19 protein-coding genes, 21 tRNA genes and 2 rRNA genes are annotated in these 23905 nt (G+C 39.5%); 37 read left to right on the top strand and 5 right to left on the bottom strand.

The window, feature by feature from the left end; genetic code table 11:
* From J7E67_RS27115 to J7E67_RS26980, 28 genes are all read left to right on the top strand, one after another.
* Positions 1-115: ribosomal RNA gene (locus J7E67_RS27115) — 23S ribosomal RNA — on the top strand; the annotation flags it as partial.
* Positions 116-240: 125 nt separating this feature from the next.
* Positions 241-357 (top strand): 5S ribosomal RNA (rrf, locus tag J7E67_RS27110).
* A 9-nt stretch (positions 358-366) separates the two neighbouring features.
* Positions 367-442: transfer RNA gene (locus J7E67_RS27105), tRNA-Val, on the top strand.
* A gap of 21 nt (positions 443-463) precedes the next feature.
* Positions 464-536: transfer RNA gene (locus J7E67_RS27100), tRNA-Thr, on the top strand.
* Between the two features lie 9 nt (positions 537-545).
* Positions 546-621: transfer RNA gene (locus J7E67_RS27095), tRNA-Lys, on the top strand.
* Positions 622-635: 14 nt separating this feature from the next.
* Positions 636-720: transfer RNA gene (locus J7E67_RS27090), tRNA-Leu, on the top strand.
* A gap of 14 nt (positions 721-734) precedes the next feature.
* A tRNA-Gly gene (locus J7E67_RS27085) sits at positions 735-809 on the top strand.
* A 9-nt stretch (positions 810-818) separates the two neighbouring features.
* Positions 819-907 (top strand) — tRNA-Leu (locus tag J7E67_RS27080).
* A gap of 22 nt (positions 908-929) precedes the next feature.
* A tRNA-Arg gene (locus tag J7E67_RS27075) sits at positions 930-1003 on the top strand.
* A gap of 6 nt (positions 1004-1009) precedes the next feature.
* Positions 1010-1086: transfer RNA gene (locus J7E67_RS27070), tRNA-Pro, on the top strand.
* 18 nt (positions 1087-1104) lie between these two features.
* Positions 1105-1180, top strand: a tRNA-Ala gene (locus tag J7E67_RS27065).
* 18 nt (positions 1181-1198) lie between these two features.
* A tRNA-Met gene (locus J7E67_RS27060) sits at positions 1199-1275 on the top strand.
* 152 nt (positions 1276-1427) lie between these two features.
* Positions 1428-1504: transfer RNA gene (locus J7E67_RS27055), tRNA-Ile, on the top strand.
* Between the two features lie 19 nt (positions 1505-1523).
* Positions 1524-1616, top strand: a tRNA-Ser gene (locus J7E67_RS27050).
* Positions 1617-1776: 160 nt separating this feature from the next.
* Positions 1777-1850 (top strand) — tRNA-Met (locus J7E67_RS27045).
* Between the two features lie 2 nt (positions 1851-1852).
* Positions 1853-1929: transfer RNA gene (locus J7E67_RS27040), tRNA-Asp, on the top strand.
* 6 nt (positions 1930-1935) lie between these two features.
* Positions 1936-2011 (top strand) — tRNA-Phe (locus J7E67_RS27035).
* A 27-nt stretch (positions 2012-2038) separates the two neighbouring features.
* Positions 2039-2114, top strand: a tRNA-His gene (locus J7E67_RS27030).
* 17 nt (positions 2115-2131) lie between these two features.
* Positions 2132-2205: transfer RNA gene (locus J7E67_RS27025), tRNA-Gly, on the top strand.
* A gap of 6 nt (positions 2206-2211) precedes the next feature.
* Positions 2212-2288: transfer RNA gene (locus tag J7E67_RS27020), tRNA-Ile, on the top strand.
* 31 nt (positions 2289-2319) lie between these two features.
* Positions 2320-2394 (top strand) — tRNA-Asn (locus tag J7E67_RS27015).
* A 3-nt stretch (positions 2395-2397) separates the two neighbouring features.
* Positions 2398-2488, top strand: a tRNA-Ser gene (locus tag J7E67_RS27010).
* Positions 2489-2496: 8 nt separating this feature from the next.
* Positions 2497-2568 (top strand) — tRNA-Glu (locus J7E67_RS27005).
* Between the two features lie 748 nt (positions 2569-3316).
* Complete coding sequence (gene glgB, locus J7E67_RS27000) at positions 3317-5260, top strand: 1,4-alpha-glucan branching protein GlgB (RefSeq protein ID WP_214717706.1); 1944 nt, start codon at positions 3317-3319, stop codon at positions 5258-5260.
* Positions 5208-6353 carry a glucose-1-phosphate adenylyltransferase gene (locus J7E67_RS26995; RefSeq protein WP_214717705.1) on the top strand — a complete coding sequence of 382 codons (1146 nt, stop codon included), beginning with the start codon at positions 5208-5210 and terminating at the stop codon, positions 6351-6353. Before glgB ends, J7E67_RS26995 begins: the two co-directional genes overlap by 53 nt.
* 22 nt (positions 6354-6375) lie before the next feature.
* The gene (locus J7E67_RS26990) at positions 6376-7407 is read left to right on the top strand and encodes a GlgC family sugar phosphate nucleotidyltransferase (RefSeq protein WP_214733194.1); all 1032 of its coding nucleotides are present in this window, start codon (positions 6376-6378) and stop codon (positions 7405-7407) included.
* The gene (gene glgA, locus J7E67_RS26985; protein ID WP_214733193.1) at positions 7404-8855 is read left to right on the top strand and encodes a glycogen synthase GlgA; all 1452 of its coding nucleotides are present in this window, start codon (positions 7404-7406) and stop codon (positions 8853-8855) included. The genes J7E67_RS26990 and glgA overlap by 4 nt, the downstream gene beginning before the upstream one ends.
* Complete coding sequence (locus J7E67_RS26980; RefSeq protein ID WP_214717701.1) at positions 8845-11241, top strand: glycogen/starch/alpha-glucan phosphorylase; 2397 nt, start codon at positions 8845-8847, stop codon at positions 11239-11241. The genes glgA and J7E67_RS26980 overlap by 11 nt, the downstream gene beginning before the upstream one ends.
* Before the next feature lie 36 nt (positions 11242-11277).
* Here the strand turns inward: J7E67_RS26980 and J7E67_RS26975 are convergent, their stop codons facing one another.
* Positions 11278-12213, bottom strand: a complete 936-nt coding sequence (locus J7E67_RS26975) for a 1,4-dihydroxy-2-naphthoate polyprenyltransferase (protein WP_214717699.1) — start codon at positions 12211-12213, stop codon at positions 11278-11280.
* 358 nt (positions 12214-12571) lie between these two features.
* Here J7E67_RS26975 and J7E67_RS26970 point away from each other — a divergent pair, with 358 nt between their 5' ends.
* The 6 genes from J7E67_RS26970 (at position 12572) to menC (ending at position 20063) form a co-directional block, all read left to right on the top strand.
* Positions 12572-13972, top strand: a complete 1401-nt coding sequence (locus tag J7E67_RS26970; RefSeq protein WP_251027030.1) for an isochorismate synthase — start codon at positions 12572-12574, stop codon at positions 13970-13972.
* A gap of 1 nt (position 13973) precedes the next feature.
* Positions 13974-15722: a 2-succinyl-5-enolpyruvyl-6-hydroxy-3-cyclohexene-1-carboxylic-acid synthase gene (gene menD / locus J7E67_RS26965; protein WP_214733191.1), complete on the top strand. Its 1749-nt coding sequence runs from the start codon at positions 13974-13976 to the stop codon at positions 15720-15722.
* Positions 15723-16535, top strand: coding sequence for a 2-succinyl-6-hydroxy-2,4-cyclohexadiene-1-carboxylate synthase (gene menH, locus J7E67_RS26960; RefSeq protein ID WP_214717695.1), 813 nt, complete (start codon positions 15723-15725; stop codon positions 16533-16535).
* Between the two features lie 18 nt (positions 16536-16553).
* Positions 16554-17372, top strand: coding sequence for a 1,4-dihydroxy-2-naphthoyl-CoA synthase (menB, locus tag J7E67_RS26955; protein ID WP_214733190.1), 819 nt, complete (start codon positions 16554-16556; stop codon positions 17370-17372).
* Between the two features lie 91 nt (positions 17373-17463).
* Complete coding sequence (locus J7E67_RS26950; RefSeq protein ID WP_214733189.1) at positions 17464-18957, top strand: o-succinylbenzoate--CoA ligase; 1494 nt, start codon at positions 17464-17466, stop codon at positions 18955-18957.
* Positions 18957-20063, top strand: coding sequence for an o-succinylbenzoate synthase (gene menC, locus J7E67_RS26945; protein WP_214733188.1), 1107 nt, complete (start codon positions 18957-18959; stop codon positions 20061-20063). Before J7E67_RS26950 ends, menC begins: the two co-directional genes overlap by 1 nt.
* Before the next feature lie 48 nt (positions 20064-20111).
* Here menC and J7E67_RS26940 read toward each other — a convergent pair whose 3' ends face one another.
* Positions 20112-21047, bottom strand: a complete 936-nt coding sequence (locus J7E67_RS26940) for a metal ABC transporter solute-binding protein, Zn/Mn family (RefSeq protein ID WP_214717692.1) — start codon at positions 21045-21047, stop codon at positions 20112-20114.
* Positions 21048-21261: 214 nt separating this feature from the next.
* On the opposite strand from J7E67_RS26940, the gene J7E67_RS26935 reads away from it, so the two are divergent.
* Positions 21262-21834: a beta-class carbonic anhydrase gene (locus J7E67_RS26935; RefSeq protein ID WP_214717691.1), complete on the top strand. Its 573-nt coding sequence runs from the start codon at positions 21262-21264 to the stop codon at positions 21832-21834.
* On the opposite strand, the gene yidD is transcribed toward J7E67_RS26935, so the two are convergent.
* Positions 21831-22058, bottom strand: a complete 228-nt coding sequence (gene yidD / locus J7E67_RS26930) for a membrane protein insertion efficiency factor YidD (RefSeq protein WP_214717689.1) — start codon at positions 22056-22058, stop codon at positions 21831-21833. The genes J7E67_RS26935 and yidD overlap by 4 nt on opposite strands.
* A gap of 141 nt (positions 22059-22199) precedes the next feature.
* Here yidD and J7E67_RS26925 point away from each other — a divergent pair, with 141 nt between their 5' ends.
* Positions 22200-22670, top strand: coding sequence for an S-ribosylhomocysteine lyase (locus tag J7E67_RS26925; protein WP_214733187.1), 471 nt, complete (start codon positions 22200-22202; stop codon positions 22668-22670).
* A 61-nt stretch (positions 22671-22731) separates the two neighbouring features.
* Here the strand turns inward: J7E67_RS26925 and ytzI are convergent, their stop codons facing one another.
* Entirely contained in the window at positions 22732-22905 is a 174-nt protein-coding gene (ytzI, locus tag J7E67_RS26920; RefSeq protein ID WP_214733186.1) for a YtzI protein, read from the bottom strand.
* A gap of 166 nt (positions 22906-23071) precedes the next feature.
* Entirely contained in the window at positions 23072-23329 is a 258-nt protein-coding gene (locus J7E67_RS26915) for a DUF6154 family protein (protein ID WP_066258317.1), read from the bottom strand.
* A gap of 201 nt (positions 23330-23530) precedes the next feature.
* Here J7E67_RS26915 and J7E67_RS26910 point away from each other — a divergent pair, with 201 nt between their 5' ends.
* Positions 23531-23848, top strand: coding sequence for a hydrolase (locus tag J7E67_RS26910; RefSeq protein ID WP_214717683.1), 318 nt, complete (start codon positions 23531-23533; stop codon positions 23846-23848).
* Positions 23849-23905: the final 57 nt, after the last annotated feature.

The raw sequence follows: 23905 nt of genomic DNA, 5'->3' as shown, positions 1-23905 counted from the left end.
TTCCCATAGCGCAAGCTAGTAAGAACCCTGAAAGATGATCAGGTTGATAGGTCAGAGGTGGAAGCGTGGTAACATGTGGAGCTGACTGATACTAATCGTTCGAGGACTTAACCAATTTTTAAGGCATACTCGTTTTTACAAACTTCTTCTGCATTATCTAGTTTTGAGGGAATGAAAAAAAAATTTTCCTCTTGAAAAATATGAAAAAGACATTATAATAAAATAGTGTCGAATAAATGGTCTGGCAATAATGGCGAGAAGGTCACACCCGTTCCCATACCGAACACGGAAGTTAAGCTTCTCAGCGCCGATGGTAGTTGGGACACGCGTCCCTGTGAGAGTAGGACGTTGCCAGGCTGTAAATATGGAGGATTAGCTCAGCTGGGAGAGCATCTGCCTTACAAGCAGAGGGTCGGCGGTTCGAGCCCGTCATCCTCCACCATATTTACCTATCATACTTTACGCCGGGGTAGCTCAATTGGTAGAGCAACTGACTTGTAATCAGTAGGTTGGGGGTTCAAGTCCTCTCGCCGGCACCTTTGTATGAGCCATTAGCTCAGTTGGTAGAGCATCTGACTTTTAATCAGAGGGTCGAAGGTTCGAGTCCTTCATGGCTCACCATTTTAAATGAATATGCGGGTGTGGCGGAATTGGCAGACGCACCAGACTTAGGATCTGGCGCCGCAAGGCGTGGGGGTTCGACTCCCTTCACCCGCACCATTTAATTTTCATATGCGGAAGTAGTTCAGTGGTAGAACATCACCTTGCCAAGGTGGGGGTCGCGGGTTCGAATCCCGTCTTCCGCTCCAATTGTTTTAGCCGGGGTGGCGGAACTGGCAGACGCACAGGACTTAAAATCCTGCGGTAGGTGACTACCGTACCGGTTCGATTCCGGTCCTCGGCACCATTTAAGTTAATTAAATTCATATGCGCCCTTAGCTCAGCTGGATAGAGTGTTTGACTACGAATCAAAAGGTCGGGAGTTCGAATCTCTCAGGGCGCACTTTAACGGGAAGTAGCTCAGCTTGGTAGAGCACTTGGTTTGGGACCAAGGGGTCGCAGGTTCGAATCCTGTCTTCCCGACCATTCTTCTTATAACTTTATGGGGCCTTAGCTCAGCTGGGAGAGCGCCTGCTTTGCACGCAGGAGGTCAGCGGTTCGATCCCGCTAGGCTCCACCATAATTAAATTGTATATTTGGCGGTGTAGCTCAGCTGGCTAGAGCGTACGGTTCATACCCGTAAGGTCGGGGGTTCGATCCCCTCCGCCGCTACCAAATATAGAGGACCTTTAGCTCAGCTGGTTAGAGCAACGAGCAAAGCTTCTATGAAATTTCTTCGAGTTGTACCCATCGAGCTGCTGCTTGAATAAGCTTTCTGAGATGGGGACAGACAGATTTTAATCATCAAAGTAAATAAACTTAAACTTGGACCTTTAGCTCAGCTGGTTAGAGCAGACGGCTCATAACCGTCCGGTCGTAGGTTCGAGTCCTACAAGGTCCACCATTAGTTTCATAATGAACACGGAGGAATACCCAAGTTTGGCTGAAGGGATCGGTCTTGAAAACCGACAGGCGGGTCATACCGCGCGGGGGTTCGAATCCCTCTTCCTCCTCCATTTGCTTTTATAATTTTATTGTCGCGGGGTGGAGCAACGAGCATTGCTTCAATGAATAATCTGCGAGTTGTATCAATCGAGTTGCTGCTTGCATATGCTTACTGAGATTGATACAGTCCATGCAACTAAGCGCATGAGCAAAATGTTATATTTTTATTGTCGCGGGGTGGAGCAGTCTGGTAGCTCGTCGGGCTCATAACCCGAAGGTCGCAGGTTCAAATCCTGTCCCCGCAATTGGTCTGGTAGTTCAGTTGGTTAGAATGCCTGCCTGTCACGCAGGAGGTCGCGGGTTCGAGTCCCGTCCAGACCGCCATATGTTGGCTCAGTAGCTCAGTCGGTAGAGCAAAGGACTGAAAATCCTTGTGTCGGCGGTTCGATTCCGTCCTGAGCCACCATTTTAATTAAATATAGTTTTTATTGTGGCGATTGTGGCGAAGTGGTTAACGCACCTGATTGTGGTTCAGGCATTCGTGGGTTCGATTCCCATCAGTCGCCCCATAATAAATTTATTATATGCGGGTGTAGTTTAGTGGTAAAACCTCAGCCTTCCAAGCTGATGATGAGAGTTCGATTCTCTTCACCCGCTCCAATTTATGGGCCTATAGCTCAGCTGGTTAGAGCGCACGCCTGATAAGCGTGAGGTCGATGGTTCGAGTCCATTTAGGCCCACCATATATCTTTTCATAGTAGCAACTTTAATTATTCCGCAGTAGCTCAGTGGTAGAGCTATCGGCTGTTAACCGATCGGTCGTAGGTTCGAGTCCTACCTGCGGAGCCAAACGGGGAAGTACTCAAGTGGCTGAAGAGGCGCCCCTGCTAAGGGTGTAGGTCGGGTGACCGGCGCGAGGGTTCAAATCCCTCCTTCTCCGCCATATTTTAAGGCCCCTTGGTCAAGCGGTTAAGACACCTCCCTTTCACGGAGGTAACACGGGTTCGAGTCCCGTAGGGGTCATAAAAAAACTGATAACAACATGTTATCAGTTTTTTTTTTTGATCTATTAAAGAAAGAAAGATATAGATTACGTTTATGATTTCAAAGAGCTATTGGATACAATTTATAGACTTTTTATCCGAACTAATGACGCCAATAGGCCCTATTGGATTCGGTTTCTAGACTTTTTATTGAACTAATGACGCCAATAGGCCCTATTGGATTCGTTTTCTAGACTTTTTATTGAACTAATGACGCCAATAGGCCCTATTGGGTTCGTTTTCTAGACTTTTTATCGAACTAATGACGCCAATAAGTCCCTTTGGCTCCATTTTACAGAAACTCTCCGCTTTTTCCATGAGATGTCTAAACCTATAAATCCGCTTGAATGTCCAAATTCTAGAACCAAACGAGGACGCCTTTTATACAGGAATCGTTATATTGATATAACTTTTAGCGTCCTCCTTTCCTTAGTGAAAGCCTTGATAGCGCTTACATTCGCAACAATTTCCCCTAATCTTGAACTATTAATCAAATAACATTTTTTGAATGAAAATCATAAAAAAAACTAAAAAAAATTTATATATTTTTGGCGATTACTGATAGAAAAATTGGTGTATAGTGTCGATATTTGTCGCACCTTAGGTTTTTATGGCATATTGCCTCAGCTATTGTCAGAAAAGATAAAAAAGTTTTATGAGGAATATTGATTAATAGCCATTATAATTGGTCTTTGAAATACATATTTTCATTGGGAATGAGGAGAGCCATGACAGTGAATACGTTTTTTCCTACTGACTATCAGTTACATTTATTTCACGAGGGGAATTTTTTCCAAAGTCATCAGCTTTTTGGCGCTCATATCTTTAAGAATTCCGATAAGGTTTATACACGATTTTGCGTATGGGCCCCTAATGCAATGCAGGTTAGGCTTGCGGGGGATTTTAATAACTGGAATGGTGAAGGGTATGAATTGCAAAAGGTTAATGATGAGGGAGTTTGGATTCTGATTGTTAATAGGGATCTAACAGGGAAGCTTTATAAGTATGAAATTATCACACATTCAGGTGAGAGGCTGCTAAAATCAGATCCATTTGCTTTTTATTCTGAAATAAGACCGAATACAGCTTCTATTGTTTATTCGTTAAACCATTATGAGTGGCAAGACACTCATTGGATGAATCGAAGAGGAAAAAAGAACCTCCTTTCTGAGCCAGTGGTAATTTATGAATTGCATTTGGGTTCATGGAAAAAGAAGGAAGACGGCGAATATCTAAGTTATAAAGAATTGGCATTGGAACTTATTCCATATGTAATTGAGCACGGATTTACACATATAGAGTTACTACCTCTAGTCGAACACCCTCTCGATGCCTCATGGGGTTATCAAGGAACAGGTTACTTTTCTGTTACATCCAGGTATGGGACACCAGATGAATTTAGAGAATTTGTTGATCTGATTCATCAAAATGGTATTGGGGTTATTCTTGATTGGGTGCCTGGTCATTTTTGCAAGGACGCTCATGGCCTTTACCGTTTTGATGGGACTCACATTTATTCCTATAGCACAGCTAGCGACAGAGAGAATGCTGTTTGGGGAACGGCCAACTTTGACCTTGGAAAAGGAGAGGTACAAAGTTTTCTAATCTCAAATGCCCAGTTTTGGATTGACTATTTCCATATTGATGGTTTCCGAATGGACGCAGTAGCTAATATCATTTACTGGCCGAATGGCTCAAATGAAAAGCGTGAAAACCCATTTGGAATTAACTTTTTGAAAAAACTAAACCAACATGTTCATGAGTATGATCCACACTTTTTAATGATTGGTGAGGATTCAACAGAATTTCCTAATGTCACAACACCAGTTACATACGGTGGGCTTGGCTTTGATTATAAATGGAATATGGGCTGGATGAATGACATGCTTGAATATATGGAAACTCCACCTTACTCGCGCTCACATGTTCATTCTAATGTAACGTTTTCATTTTTATATGCCTTTTTAGAAAACTTTATGCTGCCATTTTCTCACGATGAAGTGGTACATGGAAAAAAATCACTACTCGATAAGATGCCAGGCGATTATTGGGAGAAATTTGCACAACTTAGACTTTTGCTAGGGTATATGTTTGCTCATCCTGGAAAAAAACTTTTATTTATGGGTTTTGAACTGGGCCAGTTTTCTGAATGGAAAGATAAAGAACAGCTCGATTGGAACTTAATGGACTATGAGATGCATCAAAAATTAAATGCCTACGTAAAGTTTTTAACTAAATTCTATAAACGTTCAAAGGCACTTTATGAACTCGATCATTTACAGGACGGATTCGAATGGATTGATGCCAATAATAGCCACCAATCTGTTTTCTCTTTTATGAGAAAAGGGAAAAAGTCTGAAGAAACATTAGTGGTTATTTGCAATTTTACTGGTGTCAATTACCCAATGTATAAAATTGGTGTTCCTAAATCCGGTGAGTATCGAGAAATTTTCAATAGTGATCATATAGAATACGGTGGAGCTGGATTGGTTAATAAAAAGACTATTATAGCAGAAGAAGAACCATTCCATGGCCAGCCATTTTCATTAAATCTAGCAATTCCCCCATTTGGATTTCAAATCATCAGACCAGTTAAAAAGAGGAAGGAGCGAAAAGGAAATGGCAAAGAAGAAGTGCGTAGCCATGTTATTAGCAGGAGGGAAAGGAAGTAGGCTTAATTCGCTGACAAAGGATCTAGCGAAACCAGCTGTTCCTTTTGGAGGTAAATATCGAATTATTGATTTTGCATTGAGCAATTGCGCCAATTCTGGCATCGATACGGTTGGGGTATTAACACAATACCAACCATTGTTATTAAATTCCTATATTGGGATTGGAAGCGCATGGGATCTTGACCGAAAGGATGGCGGGGTAACTGTATTACCACCGTATGCTGAATCTTCCGAAGTAAAATGGTATACAGGTACTGCAAGTGCGATTTATCAAAACCTTAATTACCTTAAACAATACCAGCCTGAATATGTGCTAATCCTATCAGGTGACCATATTTACAAAATGAACTATGAGAGTATGCTTGAATATCATATTGAAAAAAGGGCTGACGTAACTATTTCTTTAATAGAAGTTCCTTGGAATGAAGCCAGTCGTTTTGGAATCATGGATACAGACGAAGAACTAAGAATTGTCGATTTTGACGAAAAACCAGCGAATCCAAAAAATAATCTTGCTTCGATGGGCATTTATATTTTTAACTGGAATATACTTAAAGAATATTTAGAAATGGATGACCGTGTTCCTGAATCGAGTCATGATTTTGGTAAAGATGTGATTCCGATGCTTTTAGAGGAAAATAAAAAATTGTTTGCTTATCCATTTAAAGGCTATTGGAAAGACGTCGGTACGGTCCAAAGCCTCTGGGAAGCTAATATGGATCTACTAAGAGAAGAATGTGACTTAGATTTGTTTGACCACGGATGGAGGATTTATTCAGTTAACCCGAATCAGCCGCCACAATATATTTCGCCGAGTGCGGTGGTTAAAGAGTCACTTATTAATGAGGGATGTACAATAGAAGGGGAAGTAGTGAAATCTGTTCTTTTTCAAGGGGTTACTGTTGGAAAAGGATCAACTATTTTAGAGTCGGTCATTATGCCGGATGCGATCATTGGTAATAATTGTTTGATTGAAAGAGCCATTGTACCTTCTGACGTGAATGTACCTGACGGGACTGTTATCCGCTCGTTCGATGAAGAGATTATTCTAGTTACTAATGAAATGTTAAGCGGGTTATACCCTGCTTTTTAATATAATACAGGAGGGACTTGGATTGGAAAAAAAGCTACTAGGAGTCATTGATGCCACCACATACCATGAAGATTTGGAAGATTTATTAACACATCGCGCACTTGCTGCCCTGCCTTTTGCAGGAAGATATCGTATTATTGATTTTGTGCTATCGAATATGGTGAATTCAGGTATTCGAAGTGTGGCAATATTTCCAAAAATGCAGTACCGTTCACTAATGGATCATCTAGGTTCAGGGAAAAACTGGGATTTGAATCGAAAACGGGATGGCCTTTTCTTTTTCCCATCTCCAATAGTTGATTATGATGGAAATACAATTGGTTCGTTTGAGAATTTTGCAGCAAATTTAGACTTCTTTTATCGCAGCACGCAAGAGTATTCGATTATTTCAAATTGCTATACGGTTTTTAATATGAACTTTAGACCAATCTTAGATTGGCACAGCAATTCAAGATGTGACATTACCGAAATCCATCAGAAGGATGGAGCTTCGATGGAGATGTACTTAATCAAAACATCCCTACTTATTAAGCTGATTGAAACGCGTAATGATACAGGGTATACCTGTATGAAGGATGTTGTAAATGATATTGAAAATCTTTACTCGATTTGTAACTATGAATATGACGGTTATTCCGTGATGATAGATTCGATCGAAAACTATTTTTCTACTAGTATGAATTTGCTAAAGTCAGATGTTTGGAAAAAACTTTTTATTAAAGAACAGCCGATTTTCACTAAGGTAAAGGATGAGCCGCCAACGAAATATATTAAAGGGTCTGTTGTAAAAAATGCAATGATTGCCAATGGATGTTTAATTAGCGGTTCAGTAGAAAATAGTATTATATCCCGCGGTGTAAAGATTGGAAAAGGTGCAGTTATTAAGAACTGTATCATTATGCAAAAGTGCCAGATCGAAGATAATTGTTATCTAGATTCCGTTATTTTAGATAAAGATGTGAAAGTTGAAGCAGGAACTCACTTAACTGGAACAGCGGGGTCACCATTTGTGGTTCGTAAAGGGACAAAACAAGGAGCGTTGATGAACTCGTGAAAGTACTATTTGCCGTTTCGGAATGTGGACCATTTGCAAAATCGGGAGGACTTGCCGATGTTGCTGGTTCCCTTCCAAAAGAATTAAAGAGTTTGGGAACTGATGTCAGAGTTATTCTACCTAAATACGGAACAATTTCAGAAGAATTTAAGAGTGAGATGAAAAAGGTTAAAGAATTTACTGTTTCTGTTGGCTGGAGAAATCAGTATTGCGGAATTGAAGAGCTCACACACCAGGGAGTTACATTTTATTTCGTCGATAATGAATACTACTTTAAACGAGAAAATTTATATGGATATTTTGATGATGGGGAAAGGTTTGCTTATTTTAATAGGGCTGTCTTAGACACACTTGCCCAGCTAAACTTTTTTCCAGATGTGTTACATTGCCATGACTGGCACACGGCGATGATTCCTTTTCTGTTACGAACTGAATATTATAAAAGAAAAGGTTACGGCTTATTGCGTACTGTTTTTACGATTCATAATCTTCAATTCCAAGGGATCTTTCCAAAAGAGGTCTTGGGGGACTTGTTAGGAATGGATTACAATTCCTTTCACACTGGTCACTTAGAGTTTTTCGGAAATATCAATTATATGAAGGGCGCTCTTGTAGCTGCAGACAAAATTACGACAGTTAGCCCGACCTATAAAGAAGAAATTCAAACACCTGTATTTGGTGAAAAGTTAGACGGTCTCTTAAGAGAAAGAAAAGATGACTTAATTGGGATTTTAAATGGGATTGATGAAGATTTCTATAATCCTGTTTCCGACCCATTAATATATCAAACATATACGGCTGATAATCATCAAAAAAAATCAATCAACAAAAGTGAGATTCAAAAACATTTTGGATTACCACAATCTGCGCGTACACCTTTATTAGTCATGATTACAAGGCTGACAAGGCAAAAAGGACTTGATTTAGTTAAATGTGTCCTTCGTGAAATATTGCAGGAGGATCTGCAGGTCATTATCCTTGGAACAGGTGATTATGAATACGAAGAACATTTAAGACAGGCCGCACGTATTTATCCTGAAAAATTAAGGGTTCATACTGGTTTTAATGAAGGGCTTGCCCATAAACTTTATGCCGCTGCAGATTTGTTTTTGATGCCATCCCAATTCGAACCATGCGGGCTTGGACAGTTGATTGCAATGAAATATGGTGCGATCCCGATCGTTAGGGAAACTGGCGGCTTAAATGATACCATAAAACCTTGGAACGAATTTACTGGAAAAGGAAATGGATTTTCTTTTGCAAATTTTAATGCCCATGATATGCTCTATACAATTAAAAGAGCACTAGGCGTTTATCACGATTCAAAATCGTGGAAATCAATTGTAAAGCAAGCAATGGAAATGGATTATAGCTGGGCACAGTCAGCATATAGCTATAACCAGTTATATGCAGAGATCGTTGCAAGGAGTGAAACACATGTTTTCTAATACGGTCGAGTTTAAGGAAACTTTTCTAAAAAGGATTGAGATGGTATGTGGGAAGAGTTTCCCTGAAAGCTCAGCCAGGGATCACTATCAAACCCTTGGAACAATGATTAGCGAATTTGTAAGTAATGCTTGGATTACTACAAACGAGCGTCATTTGGCGGCAAAGGGAAAGCAGGTTTATTACCTCTCTATTGAATATCTTTTGGGGAAATTACTACGACAAAATCTAATTAACCTGGGTGTGGAAGAGACGGTGCAAGCAGGCCTAGAGGAATTAGGAATCGATCTAGGAGAATTAGAGGAATATGAGGCAGATGCAGGGTTAGGAAACGGCGGCTTAGGAAGATTAGCTGCCTGTTTTCTAGACTCACTTGCTTCACTTAATCTGCCGGGTCATGGTCATGGCATTCGTTACAAACATGGCTTATTTGAACAAAAAATTGTTGATGGCTATCAAGTAGAATTGCCGGAACAATGGCTAAGGAACGGAAATGTTTGGGAAATCCGTAAAACCGATAGTTCCATCAAAATCCCATTTTGGGGTAAGGTGGAAACGAAGATGGAAAATGGCCGACTTGTGTTTCATCATCTACAAGCTGAAACGGTCACCGCAGTGCCTCACGACATGCCGGTCATCGGCTATCAGTCAAAAACCATCAATACACTAAGACTTTGGAATGCAGAGCCTTCCCAATTTCCCTTACACGAGGATATTTTAAAATATAAACGGGAAACGGAAATGATTTCTGAGTTTTTATATCCTGATGATACACATGATGAAGGAAAGGTTTTAAGATTGAAACAGCAATACTTTTTGGTATCCGCTAGTATACAATCTATTTTAAAGACCTATCGGAAACAACACAGCAGCTTAAAACAACTCCATGAACATATCTGTATTCACATTAATGATACACACCCTGTCCTGGCCATTCCCGAGTTAATGAGAATCCTAATTGATGACGAAGGATTTGATTGGGAGCAGGCATGGCACATTACAAAACATACTATTTCTTACACCAATCATACCACCTTGTCAGAAGCGTTAGAGAAATGGCCAATACATATTTTTCAACCGTTGCTTCCAAGAATATTTATGATTGTAGAAGAAATCAATGAACGATTTTGCCAGGAACTTTGGGAGCAAACACCAGGTGATTGGGAGCGGATTAAGGGACTAGCCATCCTTGCCGATAATTATGTAAAAATGGCTCATTTGGCTATCGTCGGAAGCTTTAGTGTGAATGGTGTGGCGAAACTGCATACTGAAATATTAAAGAAACGCGAGATGAATCAATTTTATCAATTGTTTCCTGATAAATTTAACAATAAAACGAACGGAATTGCCTACCGCCGCTGGCTGTTAAAAGCGAATCCAAAACTATCTTCATTGATTACAGATACGATTGGGTCTGAATGGACCTATAAAGCTACCGAGCTTTCCCAGTTACTTAATTATCAAAACGACACTTCGTTTTTAGATCAATTGTTAAAAATTAAGAATGAAAATAAACAAACACTTGCCAAGATTATTTTCGATAAGACGGGAACTGCCGTTGATACTGGTTCAATCTTTGATGTACAAGTGAAGCGGCTCCATGCTTATAAACGGCAGCTTTTAAATGTCTTACATATTATGCATCTCTATAATCGGATCAAAGAAGATTCAAGCTTCAAGGTTGTTCCAAGGGTGTTTATTTTTGGAGCGAAAGCATCGCCAGGATATTATTATGCGAAGAAAATCATTAAGTTAATAAATACAGTTGCTGAAAAAGTCAACAATGATCCATCTATCAACGACAAAATCAAAGTGATTTTTCTTGAAAATTATCGCGTTTCTCTTGCGGAGAAGATCTTTCCTGCAGCAGATGTCAGTGAACAAATCTCCACGGCTAGTAAGGAAGCTTCTGGAACAGGTAATATGAAGTTTATGATCAATGGGGCATTGACGGTGGGAACCTTGGATGGTGCCAATATAGAAATTCGTGAATTAGTCGGTAATTCCAATATATTCACGTTTGGACTAACTGCAGATGAAGTTCTTCACTACTATCAACATGGCGGATATCAATCCGATGAATATTACCACCACGATTATCGAATTCGTCAAGCCGTTGACCAGCTTGTGAATGGCTTTTTCCCTGGTGTTTATAATGAATTTGAACCAATATTCGATTCACTCCTTCAGGAAAATGATCAATATTTTGTCTTAAAGGATTTTGCTTCCTATGCAGAAACACAACGTTCCATTGGAGAAGCGTTTATTGACCGATTACGTTGGCAGCAAATGAGTCTAAATAATATCGCCCAGGCTGGTTATTTTTCAAGTGATCGTACGATTCAGGAATACGCAGACGACATATGGGGAATTAAGCCATTACAATAAAAAAAAGCTTCTGCCAGTTGCGGCAGAAGCTTTTTTTTATAAGAAGTGCCCAGCAAAGATTCCGATTGCTAATAAAAACCCAAATATCGTATTGGTTTGTGCTGTCGCTTTCATCGCTGGTGCCATTTGAATCGGCAGGGTATTTTCTATAAATCCTTTGATTGCTTTAATAGCCTTTGGGGCGCTAAGAATTACAAGTGCTGTCCAAATTGGTAAAACACCAATAATGATGAGTCCCAAAACCCAAAGAAATGAAAAAGTGAACATCCCTGTTAATAAGTAAATAGCACCTTTCTTACCTAATAGAATGGCAACTGTTTTACGGCCGTTTTCTTTGTCGCCATCCAAATCACGGATGTTATTCGATAACATAATCATACCAACCAATATCATACTTGGAACTGAAACGAGAATACTTGTGCTGCTGACTGTTCCCGTTTGAATAAAGAAGGCGATTAAAATAATCAGCATCCCCATAAAGAAACCTGAAAGAATTTCACCAAATGGTGTATAGGCGATCGGGAAAGGACCTCCAGTATAAAAATATCCCACAGCCATACAAATTAGGCCTACAACGGCTAACCACCAGCTGCTATTAGCGCAAATATAGATCCCTAATAATAGAGCAATTCCATAAAATCCAAACGCAAGATTTAGGACTGTTTTGGGTTTGATTCCGTCACGTACAATCGTACCGCCAATCCCAACGGATTGGGCAGTATCCAGACCGCGTTTGAAATCGAAATATTCATTAAACATATTGGTTGCAGCTTGAATCAATAAACTCGCTAAAAGCATGGCAAAAAATAGACCAAAATGGATTTTCCCATACTTAAGGGCTAATGCCGTACCAAGCAGAACTGGCACGAATGCAGCGGTTAATGTATGTGGGCGGGTCATTTGCCACCAAACTTGAAAGCCGCGGTTTGATTCAACTACAGGTTTCGAGCTTTGCTGTATATTTGGTTGCATAGTATCTCTCCCTTTTTAGTTTTTTTCTCTCTATTTAAAGGTTTAGAATCGATTATTTAATGGGCTTTGCCCAAAACTAAGTGTATGAAATTCAAGGAATAGTGTCAATTAATTTTTCTTATCAAATCTAGAAGATTATACCTTATTGATTATTATTGGATGGTTGGTGGGAAAATGAAACTAATCAAAATGAGAAGGCTTTTTTTATCAGTAAGATGAAAACTTAAGATATAATACGGAATGATGCAGGTTTGCTAGTGACAAGTATTACTGACTTCTTTACAATGAGAGTAGTATGTTAAAATTTGCATTAATATGAATGGATAACAGTCATTTCGGCTGTTTTGGAGGGATTTGTTTGATTACCATTCAAGAATTGGAAATAATGGAACGAGGTCTTTTGGCTGTTAATCGGGCAAAAGAACTTGGCCGGCCCATTTTAATTAGTGAAGTTCATAAAATGGACACGATTAACCCACTATCATTTTTTAATATAGGAAAAAAACATTATCGCGGGGAACGATTTTTCTGGAAGGACCCAACGGACGAGACGGTGCTAATTGGACTTGGGATTTCGAAACAAATTCAGACGGATCAGGTTTCTGACCGCTTTTTTCATGTTGAAAAGGAATGGGAAAAATTTTTAGAGGACTGCCTCATTTTTAATCCATATACAGAAGTTGGTTTAGGGCCCGTCATGTTCGGGGGCTTCTCTTTTGACCCCTACAAGGATAAAACAGACCTCTGGTCCAAGTACGCTGATTCATTGTTCCACATACCCAAATTTCTATTGAGCCTCATTCGCGGTCAAACGTATTTAACCACGAATACAGTTTGTACTCCACATGAGGATCCTTATATATTTAAGAAAGTGAGCAAAGAGAGAAATCAGCTATTAAATTCGCTCCATCAGAATGAACGGATGAGTACAGCGTCACTTCTAGAAACGCGAGAGATTGAACCAGAGGAGTGGAAAAAAACTGTTGATGGAGTTGTGAAGGAATTAACAGAAGGCCCGCTTAAGAAGGTCGTTCTAGCCCGAGAATTGCGGCTTGTATTTGACGATCAGGTAGAGGCAGAGGATGTATTGAATAATTTATATCTGCAGCAGCATGAAAGCTTTATTTTCGCATTTGAATCGAATGGTGATTGTTTTATTGGGGCATCTCCAGAAAGACTAGTGAAAAAACATGGAAATGAGGTTTATTCTACCTGCCTTGCCGGTTCTATTTCACGGGGGAAAACTGAACAAGAAGACCTGAAATTAGGTCATATGTTATTAAATGATCAAAAAAATCTGATTGAGCATGGTTTCGTGGTAGAAATGATTAAGGAAGCACTTGAAGAATCATGTGAAGAAATTATTTTGCCTGACAAGCCGCAGTTGATGAAGATACGGGATATTCAGCACCTTTACACCCCTGTTATCGGAAAATGCCATAATGATGCTTCCTTGTTGTTATTAGTCGAACGACTTCACCCAACACCAGCACTCGGCGGACTGCCTAAGGATGAAGCAGTTGTAAAGATTAGACAAGTAGAGGAACTGGACCGTGGATTCTATGCTGCCCCTTTAGGGTGGGTGGACTACAGAAGAAATGGCGAATTTGCTGTTTCGATTCGATCTGGACTGATCCAGGGGGATGAAGTATCGTTGTTTGCAGGTTGTGGAGTAGTAGCAGATTCTGACTCAGAAAGTGAATATTTGGAGACGAGCTTGAAATTTAAACCAATGCTCCGAGCCCTTGGAGGAAATTAATATGAATCATCAAGAATCATTAACAGCCTATATAGCCGCCGTAGTTGCTGAACTTATTTTTTCGGGAGTTACGGATGTAGTGGTTAGTCCTGGTTCAAGGTCAACTCCAATGGCGATGATCATGGCAGAACATCCTGACCTGAAAGTCCATATCCATGTAGATGAACGGTCAGCGGCTTTCTTTGCGTTGGGAATAGCAAAGTCGTTAAATAAGCCAGTTGCCATACTTTGTACTTCAGGTACAGCCGCAGCAAACTATTTTCCTGCGATTATTGAAGCGCGTTATGCTCGGGTACCATTGATTGTACTTACAGCGGATCGACCGCATGAACTGAGAGAGGTTGGTGCCCCACAGGCAATCGACCAAATTCATTTATATGGGAAGCATGTGAAATGGTTCTCCGAAATGGCATTGCCTGAAAAAAGTGATGAAATCATTCGCTATGCCAGGACCGTTTGTGCCCGGGCAGTTGCGATTGCCACTAGTGCCCCTTCTGGTCCTGTACATATGAATTTTCCTTTCAGAGAGCCGCTAATTCCAAAGATGGATGATGAGCTCTTCCAGCTTAATGAACGACCAAATGGGTATATAAAAGTTCAAAACGGGGACTTAACCCTTTCAGATGAACATTTTCAGGAAATAGCTGAAAGGCTTAATAAGACAAATAAAGGTGTTATTATTTGTGGAAACATGGGAGATGCTGAATTTCCTAACTCGGTTACGCAATTAGCTGAGAAATTAAATTTTCCAATCATTGCAGACCCCTTATCACAATTAAGAAGTGGGCAACATAGCCTTAAAAATATCATTGAAACTTATGATACCTTCCTAAGGAATGAAGATGCAAAAACCTTCCTTAAACCAGAAGTTGTTCTTCGATTTGGTGCGATGCCAATATCAAAAGCATTAACGATCTTCTTAAAAGAAAATGGAGATGCTGAACAATTTGTAATTGATGGCGGCGCAGGCTGGCGTGATCCTTCATCCTTGTCAACCAGTATGATCTTTTGTGATGAATTGGTATTCTGCAAGAAGCTATTGTCATATACGAATGAGAACCCCTCATCCCAATTTTTAAAGAAATGGAAAAAGGTAAACGGGCTAACCAAAGAAAATATGAATGCTCTAAGAGATATAACAGAATTAAGTGAAGGCAAACTATTTTATCAAATAGCCGATATGGTGCCAGAGGGTGCGACCCTTTTTGTTGGCAATAGTATGCCAATTCGCGACTTGGATAGTTTTTTTATTAACAATAATAAAGCAATCAAAGTAATGGCGAACAGGGGAGCCAATGGGATCGATGGTACTGTTTCGACCGCTTTAGGTGCAGCTTTATACTCAAAATCCTTATACCTTGTCCTTGGCGATTTAACTTTTTTCCACGACTTAAATGGTCTGATTGCAGCAAAGTTGTACAATATCGATATTAATATTATTGTTATCAACAATAATGGAGGCGGAATTTTTTCCTTCCTTCCTCAATCGGAGCATTCTAAGAATTTTGAACTGCTGTTTGGAACTTCACTAGATCTAGAATTTGAGCATGCGGTTAAGATGTTTAAGGGTGAATTTACGAAGATTGAAGATTGGGACCATTTAGGGTCAGAAATGATGAAGGCTACGAATCAAACGGGGTTAAAAGTATATGAACTTAGAACAAACAGAGACGTTAACCGTGACGAACACCGCGGATTTTGGAGCTTTGTTTCCCGGGAAATATCGAACTTTGTCAAAGGTGAACAGTAAATGAAGATTGTTAGCGACGGGATTCAATATCATGTCGAAGTTTACGGGGAAGGATCTATCCCGCTTGTTCTTTTACATGGATTTACCGGGGACAGCTCGACATGGACTCCTTTCTATGATGCTTGGGGGAAGCAAATGAATCTAATTAATCCTGACATCATTGGACATGGAAAAACGGAATCACCCGATGTACTTAGTCGATATCAAATAGAGTCAGTTGCGAAGGATTTAAAAACGATCCTTGAACATTTAGATGTTAAGCAAGTAGATCTACTTGGTTACTCAATGGGTGGAAGACTTGCCCTTACTTTTGCCCTGCTTTTTCCTGAGCGGGTCCGAAAATTAATACTTGAAAGTGCCTCACCAGGTCTGGAAACAGAAAATGAAAGTCAACTTCGCCGTATGAAAGATGCGGAACTTGCTAAATTTATTAAAGAACAGGGGATAAGCTCGTTTGTAGATTATTGGGAAGGGATCCCCCTTTTTCAAACGATGAAACGACTGCCTTCAGCGCAAAAGCAGGTCATAAGAGAACAGCGTTTAAACAATTCGCCTACTGGGCTCGCGAACAGCCTGCTTGGGATGGGAACCGGATCTCAGCCTAACTGGTGGGGGAAATTAAACGAACTAACTTGCGAGGTTCTGCTCTTAACGGGTGAAGAAGATAAAAAGTTCTGTGATATTGCAGATAAAATGATGAAAGAGCTAAAAAATAGCTCTTGGGTGGTTATTGAAGATAGTGGCCATGCAATTCATGTGGAAGAACCAGAAAAGTTTGGTACAATAGTAAGTGACTTTTTGTCAAAAGAATAAATAAGGGAGGATATCATTTTGACAGTAGAATGGATTGCAGGACGCAGATATGAGGAAATTCTATATGAAACATACAATGGTATTGCGAAAATCACCATTAATCGTCCACATGTACATAATGCATTTACACCGAGAACTGTTTCGGAATTAATTGATGCTTTTGCCTTCGCACGAGATGATTCTAGTGTAGGAGTTATTATTTTAACTGGAGCAGGAGATAAGGCATTTTGTTCAGGTGGTGACCAAAAAGTTCGTGGCCATGGGGGATATGTTGGAGAGGATCAAATTCCTCGTCTAAATGTTCTTGACCTTCAGCGCCTTATTCGAGTTATTCCAAAACCTGTTATTGCAATGGTAAAAGGATATGCCATCGGTGGTGGTCATGTGCTGCACATTGTGTGTGACTTAACGATTGCAGCTGATAATGCTATTTTCGGACAAACTGGACCGAATGTTGGAAGCTTTGATGCTGGATACGGCTCAGGCTACCTAGCTAGAATTGTTGGACATAAAAAAGCTCGAGAAATCTGGTTCCTATGTCGTCAATACAATGCCCAAGAGGCACTTGATATGGGCTTAGTGAATACGGTTGTTCCGCTTGAAAGAGTAGAGGAAGAAACGATTCAATGGTGTAGTGAAATACTTGAGAAAAGTCCAACTGCCCTTCGTTTCTTGAAAGCAGCCATGAATGCTGATACAGACGGATTAGCTGGTCTTCAACAATTTGCTGGCGACGCAACCCTGCTTTATTATACAACCGATGAAGCCAAAGAAGGCCGTGATTCATTTAAAGAAAAGCGTAAGCCTGATTTTGGTAAATTCCCTCGTTTTCCTTGATAGTTTTTACCAGCAGCTTGGTGGTTTCCATCAGGCTGTTTTTAATAGAAAATCTGGGAAAAAGCAAGGCAGATTAGGAAAGGTGACAATTATGCAAAGCGAAATGATGCCTAATTTTTTGAAGAAAAGAGCGTTTCTGACCCCTGAACGAACAGCGGTGTATTTTCAGGAACAAACCATAACCTTCGGCGAACTCTACCAACGTTCTTATCAAGTTGCAGGACAGTTACAAGGGTTAGGAATGCGTAAAAACCAATATGTTGGTGTGTTATTAAATAGCAACCTAGATACGGTTGTAATATTATTTGCCCTTCAACTTTTAGGAGTTAGGGCTGTAATTTTGAACAACCGCCTTTCTCCGTCGGAACTAGTATGGCAGCTAATTGATGCAAAGGCCGTCTCTTTAATCATTGAAGATACTTTTTCTGAAAAAAAAGCCTTCATAAATAATCAAATTCCATCAATTTGTACGCTGACAAAGGCCGAGATATTTTTCGGCAGTCAAAACGCGCCCATTATTCAGGAAGAAATCAGCTTATCAGAAATTTGTACGATCATGTATACATCCGGAACCACTGGAAATCCCAAGGGGGTAATCCAAACCTATGGAAATCACTGGTGGAGTTCCGTTGGTTCAGCCTTAAATTTAGGATTTATTGAAGGGGATTCCTGGCTTTGTAACGTTCCGCTTTTTCATATTAGCGGCTTTTCAATTTTAATGCGCAGTGTCATATATGGAATGCCGATCGTTCTTCACGAGCACTTTGATGTTGAACAAACCATTCATGATATTCATGATAAAAAAGTGACCATCATGTCAGTGGTTGGTACTTCCCTGAGACGAATAGTTGATGCTCTTCGAGAGAGGCGCCTGCCTAATCATTTTCGCTGTATGCTTCTTGGAGGAGGACCTGCACCATTACCATTACTCCAAGCGTGTATAGAAAAAGAAATTCCTGTATTCCAAACCTATGGAATGACCGAATCCTCCTCGCAAATCGTGACGCTTGCTCCAGAATATAGTCTGACGAAGCTAGGCTCGGCAGGAAAGCCATTGTTCACCTCGCAGCTTCAAATAGTTGCAGAAGATGGTGGTCTGGCTCCCTCAGGTATGCCAGGTGAAATTGTCATAAAAGGACCCAATGTTACCCCAGGGTATTTATTCCTTCCTGAAGTAACAGAAGAAAAGTTTATTAATGGCTGGTTCCACACGGGAGATGTGGGCTACTTAGATGATGAAGGCTTCTTATATGTACTCGATCGGCGTTCTGACTTAATTATTTCAGGGGGAGAGAATATTTACCCTGCAGAAATTGAGGCAGTTTTGTTAGCCCATCCGGATGTTTCAGAGGCTGGTGTGACAAGTTTAGAGGATGCTGAGTGGGGACAAGTGCCGATTGCTTATATTGTAAAAAGAGAAGAAACAAATCCTTCGGTTGGAGCACTTGAGCAATTTTGTAAGGAGCGTTTAGCCAAATATAAAGTCCCTAAAGCATTTTATTTTACTAAGGAACTGCCTAGAAACGCATCGAAAAAAATACTTCGCCGAGAGCTCCGGGAGTGGGTGAAAGAGGAGACTCGGTAATGAAGATAGCAGCAGTAGAGTTAAATGTCATTCAAATGCCCTTAAAGGAACCGTTTCTGACCCATTTAGGTGCGGTAAAGGATCGTGAGGGAATTATTATTAAGCTAACCAATTCAGATGGTGTTTCAGGCTACGGGGAGGGCGTTGCCTTTTCTACTCCGTGGTACACAGAAGAAACGGTTAAAACAAGTTTACATATGTTAACTGATTTTTTGATTCCACTCCTTCAAAAAACACCTTTTAACCATCCTGAGGAGGTCTCTCAGCTGTTTGGCTCGGTAAGAAGGAACAATATGGCTAAGGCTGCCTTAGAAACAGCTGTATGGGATTTATTTGCGAAGAGTCATTCGCTGCCACTATCAAAACTCCTTGGGGGAACACGGTCTTTGATTGCGTCAGGGGTTGTAGTCGCCACAGATTCCACTAAAAATGCACTCCAGCAAATTGAGCAATATCTTGAGGACGGATATCAAAGGATTAAAGTTAAAATAAATCCACAGCAGGATTATGCTTTTCTTTCTGAAATTCGCCGTTTTTATCCTGATCTGCCAATCATGGCAGATGCGAATTCTGCCTATACGATTAAGGATATCGAACGAATAAAAGCTCTTGATGACTTTAAGTTGCTGATGATCGAGCAGCCGCTGGGCTATGATGATATTCTTGAACACGCCTTGCTTCAAAAAGAAATTAAAACACCTATTTGTTTGGACGAAAGCATTGTCAGCTATGATGATGCTCGAAAAGCCATCGAGTTCGGAAGTTGTCAGGTAATTAATATTAAAGTGGGCAGGGTAGGGGGCTTGTATGAAGCGAAACGAATTCATGACTATTGCTTCGAAAAGGGCATACCGGTTTGGTGTGGGGGTATGATCGAGTTTGGGGTTTCTCGGGCCCATAATATTGCACTCGCCTCATTACCAGGATTTTCGATCCCAGGAGATATCTCTGCTTCTAATCGCTTTTGGGAGGAAGATATTATTACCCCAGAAGTAAATGTTAAAAATGGTTTTGTCAAAGTCCCATCCGGTCCTGGGATTGGATTTGAAATAAACGAAAAAAGATTACAGGAAACCTTGCTATTAAAAGAAACATTTGTTCTATAAAAAAATGAACCAGGTTTAAAAGCGGCCTGGTTCATTTCATCTTCAAATTTAGTTATTTAAGGCTATTTCTAATGATTCAAGATTTTTATTCATTAATGAAAAATAGGTTTCTTTGTTTTTGATGTTGTCGTTAGACAAAACAGCAAGATTATGAATGTGTAATGCTTTTGCCCCAATTTCTTTTTGAACAATTTTTCCAAGTTTTGATTGGACATTTTGTTCGAAAAGCATATAGTGTAAACCATCGTGTTCAGCTACAGAAATAATTTTTTCTAATTCCTTCTGGGTGGGCTCATTAGCAGTCGAAAGACCTGATATGCTGATTTGTTCAATCCCATAACGTTTTTCCCAATAACTAAACGCTGCATGTGTAACGATAATCTTTTTATGCTTCGCATTTGTAAGTGTCTGCTTATATTTAGTATTTAGTTCATCTAACTTTTGGGCAAGCTGTTTAAAATTCTTATTGAATAGTTCTTTGTGCTGCGGCATTTGTTTAATTAAAGAATCACGGATAACAGCAGCCATTTCCTTAGAATAAATGGGGTCAAGCCATACATGTGGGTTGACATCCGAATTGCTATGGTCATGTTCTTCTTCATGTGAATCGTCGCTTTTTGGGAGTTTTAGTTCCTCGGCCGTTGGGACTAATGTTACATGTTCATTTTTCAATGTTCCCTTTGCTTTTTCCACAAATCCTTCAAGTCCAAGTCCAATGTAGAAAAATAAGTCAGAATCGGCTAAATTCATCATATCCTTTTGGGATGGTTCAAATGTGTGTTCATCTGCCCCAGGTGGATAGATCGTTTTTACATTTACATATTTTCCACCAATTTGTGCAGTAAAATATTGAAGTGGGAATACTGTTGTATAAATAGTTAACTGGTCCTTCTTTTTTTGTACATGGTCTTTACCATTTGAACACGCGGACAACAGAAGACTTAATGGTAACAGAAAAGAAAGGAAAAGGATGATTTTTTTCATAAAGACTCCCTCACTATATTATTAAATCGGATTAATTACGATTTATTATCGAAATTTTTTTTGAATTCTGAATGATTACGAATGTATAATACGGAACGATTCCGATTTCCATTTGTATCTTACAAAAAAAATTCATCAAAAGCAAGTATAAAATTTGGTTTCATCATTAAAAATTAGGTATGCTTAGAAAGAAACAATAGAAAGGATGGTTATCATGAGTAACCCTACATTATTGAATGAGCTGTTAAACTATAATGAAAAATTTGTGGAGAACCACGAATATGAAAAGTATGAAACAACTAAATTCCCTAATAAACGCATGGTGATTCTTACATGTATGGATACCAGACTATTGGAATTATTGCCGAAAGCATTGAATTTGGGAAATGGTGATGCAAAGATTATAAAAGACGCAGGGGCCCTAGTGTCACACCCTTTTGGAAGTGTGATGAGAAGTATACTGATTGCTGTTTATCAATTGAAGGCTCAAGAGGTTTTAGTTATTGCCCATTATGATTGCGGCATGAGCGGTCTTAAAGCTGAACCAGTGATCGAGAGTATGATGGAGCGTGGAATATCAGAAGAAACGATTGACACACTTTCATATTCTGGCATCAACATTAAAAAATGGCTTCATGGATTTGATAATGTGACCGAGAGTGTTGAGCATAGTGTAGATATCATAAAAAATCATCCATTAATGCCAAAGGGTGTTCCTGTTCATGGATTGGTCATCGACCCAAAGACAGGAAAGCTTGATTTAATTGTTGATGGCAATAAGAATTAAAGCTTCTCTTTTTCAGGAACAGGATCCAAGCCACCAGGATGAAAGGGATGACATTTTGATATCCTTTTGATAGTGAGCCAGCCGCCTTTTAAAGCACCAAACCGCCCAATCGCTTCCAGACCATAATGGGAACAAGTAGGATAAAAACGGCAGGTCGGCGGTTTTATAGGTGAGATAACAATTTGATAAAAACGTATAATCGCTAGGAAGGCTTTTTTTAACATGTCAATCTCTCCTTAACTACAATTAACTACAAGATACCATAAATAAATAATATCGTCTAAATTGTTAATTGTATGTAAGTGGATGAAAAAACTCGGAATTTATTGTATGATAAATGGTAGATAAAAAAAGGAGTGATATCGATGCCTTCAGTTGAAAGCTTTGATTTAGATCATAACGCTGTTAAAGCCCCTTATGTGAGACATTGCGGGGTCCACAAAGTTGGAAGTGACGGTGTTGTTAATAAATATGATATTCGCTTTTGCCAGCCCAATAAACAGGCGATGAAACCTGATGTCATTCATACACTAGAGCACTTGCTTGCTTTTAATCTTCGTGAGCACTCCGAGAAGTATGATCACTTTGATATTATCGATATTTCACCAATGGGCTGCCAAACGGGCTATTACCTTGTTGTCAGCGGCGAGCCGACTGTGGAGGAAATCATTGATCTTCTTGAAGATACAATGAAGGCTGCAGTTGAAATCGTCGAAATTCCTGCTGCAAATGAACGACAATGCGGCCAAGCAAAACTGCATGATTTGGAAGGCGCTAAACGTTTAATGCGCTTCTGGCTTGAACAAAGCAAGGAAGAAATTAAACAGGTTTTTTAATTAGAAAAGCTGAAGCTAGACAAATAATAAAAATTCCTATTCTACTTGAATAGGAATTTTTTTAAGCTTTATTTTGATCCTGATTATGTTCTTGGTCCTTCTCTTGGTCAAGATATGGATTATTTTCTATTGGGTCCACAGTATGTTTATACGTGTAGGCTTTAGAAGTGGTGCCCACGGCTAGAAGCAGGACAATGATAACAATAATAATACAAATAACAGCTACTACATACATTCGTGTGAATGCCTCCTTTTTTCTTAATTGTAGCATGAATGGATGCTTTTTTGAGAAAAGCTTTGTTAAACTTGGCTGTTGATTTCCGCTNNACCTTCAACACAGCCTTGAAAAGAAAAAGGGAAGCCCGCTGTTTGAGCTTCCTTCCTTATGTTTTTATGTACAATCAATGAATATTTCGAGGATGATAAGTATTTGTGCGATGTTGTCCGTACTCTTCTTGGGCAAATTTACCTTTCAAACTTTCAATTAAATAAATACCCATTAAATTGTATAATTCCTGCTTATCCATTTCTTGGATTAAAGCAAGTAGATCCTCATGTGACATCTCTTCTAAAAAGGCAAATGCCAGCATGTCGATATCCTCTTCATCACCGGTTAGCTTGTTTCGGTACATTTCGTACAACTCATCAACTAATTTCATTTCGATACACCTCCTAGTTATTCTTTTCCCTTATAAACATAAAATAATTCTAACTTAACCGTTTGTAAATTAACAGAAAAATCTGTTTCTTCGATTGTATGTTTATTATAGCGTATTCATTTCTAAAAAAATAATCGAAATTTGACAAAGAATAAATTTTTTCTATTTGCAAATTACTAATGAGTAAAAGGGGATGACATAATGGATCAGCAAAAGAAGACCTATTATATAGATGTTGGAAGCGGTGAAATTTCCCAAAGTTCAACCAGTTCAAACTGGAGCTATAAAATTCAGGCGGATAATGAAGAAATAACCCAGCTGCGCGAGCTTTTTGACCAAAACTATTCAACCGAGTGGAAAAACTTTGTTAGAGCCCATGTACCATATCTAGAATACCATTATGATCGTGAAAACGACGCCTATGACAGTACGATTCAGCAAGTGTATGGGATGTTGCATAAACTTGGTGATGCGGAAGCAAAAAATCATATTGAAAGTATGAATGTATTACCAAAATAAAATTTTCACCCTGTAAGAAAAATCCTAACTTTAGGATTTCAGACTGTCGACAAATCC

The sequence above is a fragment of the Bacillus sp. ISL-46 genome (assembly GCF_018613205.1).
The sequence above is the reverse complement of the archived record's forward strand: the minus strand, read 5'-3'. Positions and strand labels throughout refer to the sequence as shown.

Bases quoted from the DNA above. Each gene is read 5' to 3' on its own strand.
- glgB (WP_214717706.1), top strand. From the start codon at position 3,317: ATGACAGTGAATACGTTTTTTCCTACTGACTATCAGTTACATTTATTT.
- J7E67_RS26995 (WP_214717705.1), top strand. From the start codon at position 5,208: ATGGCAAAGAAGAAGTGCGTAGCCATGTTATTAGCAGGAGGGAAAGGA.
- J7E67_RS26980 (WP_214717701.1), top strand. From the start codon at position 8,845: ATGTTTTCTAATACGGTCGAGTTTAAGGAAACTTTTCTAAAAAGGATT.
- J7E67_RS26975 (WP_214717699.1), bottom strand. From the start codon at position 12,213: ATGCAACCAAATATACAGCAAAGCTCGAAACCTGTAGTTGAATCAAAC.
- menD (WP_214733191.1), top strand. From the start codon at position 13,974: ATGAATCATCAAGAATCATTAACAGCCTATATAGCCGCCGTAGTTGCT.
- menH (WP_214717695.1), top strand. From the start codon at position 15,723: ATGAAGATTGTTAGCGACGGGATTCAATATCATGTCGAAGTTTACGGG.
- J7E67_RS26950 (WP_214733189.1), top strand. From the start codon at position 17,464: ATGCAAAGCGAAATGATGCCTAATTTTTTGAAGAAAAGAGCGTTTCTG.
- menC (WP_214733188.1), top strand. From the start codon at position 18,957: ATGAAGATAGCAGCAGTAGAGTTAAATGTCATTCAAATGCCCTTAAAG.
- J7E67_RS26940 (WP_214717692.1), bottom strand. From the start codon at position 21,047: ATGAAAAAAATCATCCTTTTCCTTTCTTTTCTGTTACCATTAAGTCTT.
- J7E67_RS26935 (WP_214717691.1), top strand. From the start codon at position 21,262: ATGAGTAACCCTACATTATTGAATGAGCTGTTAAACTATAATGAAAAA.
- yidD (WP_214717689.1), bottom strand. From the start codon at position 22,058: ATGTTAAAAAAAGCCTTCCTAGCGATTATACGTTTTTATCAAATTGTT.
- J7E67_RS26925 (WP_214733187.1), top strand. From the start codon at position 22,200: ATGCCTTCAGTTGAAAGCTTTGATTTAGATCATAACGCTGTTAAAGCC.
- ytzI (WP_214733186.1), bottom strand. From the start codon at position 22,905: ATGTATGTAGTAGCTGTTATTTGTATTATTATTGTTATCATTGTCCTG.
- J7E67_RS26915 (WP_066258317.1), bottom strand. From the start codon at position 23,329: ATGAAATTAGTTGATGAGTTGTACGAAATGTACCGAAACAAGCTAACC.
- J7E67_RS26910 (WP_214717683.1), top strand. From the start codon at position 23,531: ATGGATCAGCAAAAGAAGACCTATTATATAGATGTTGGAAGCGGTGAA.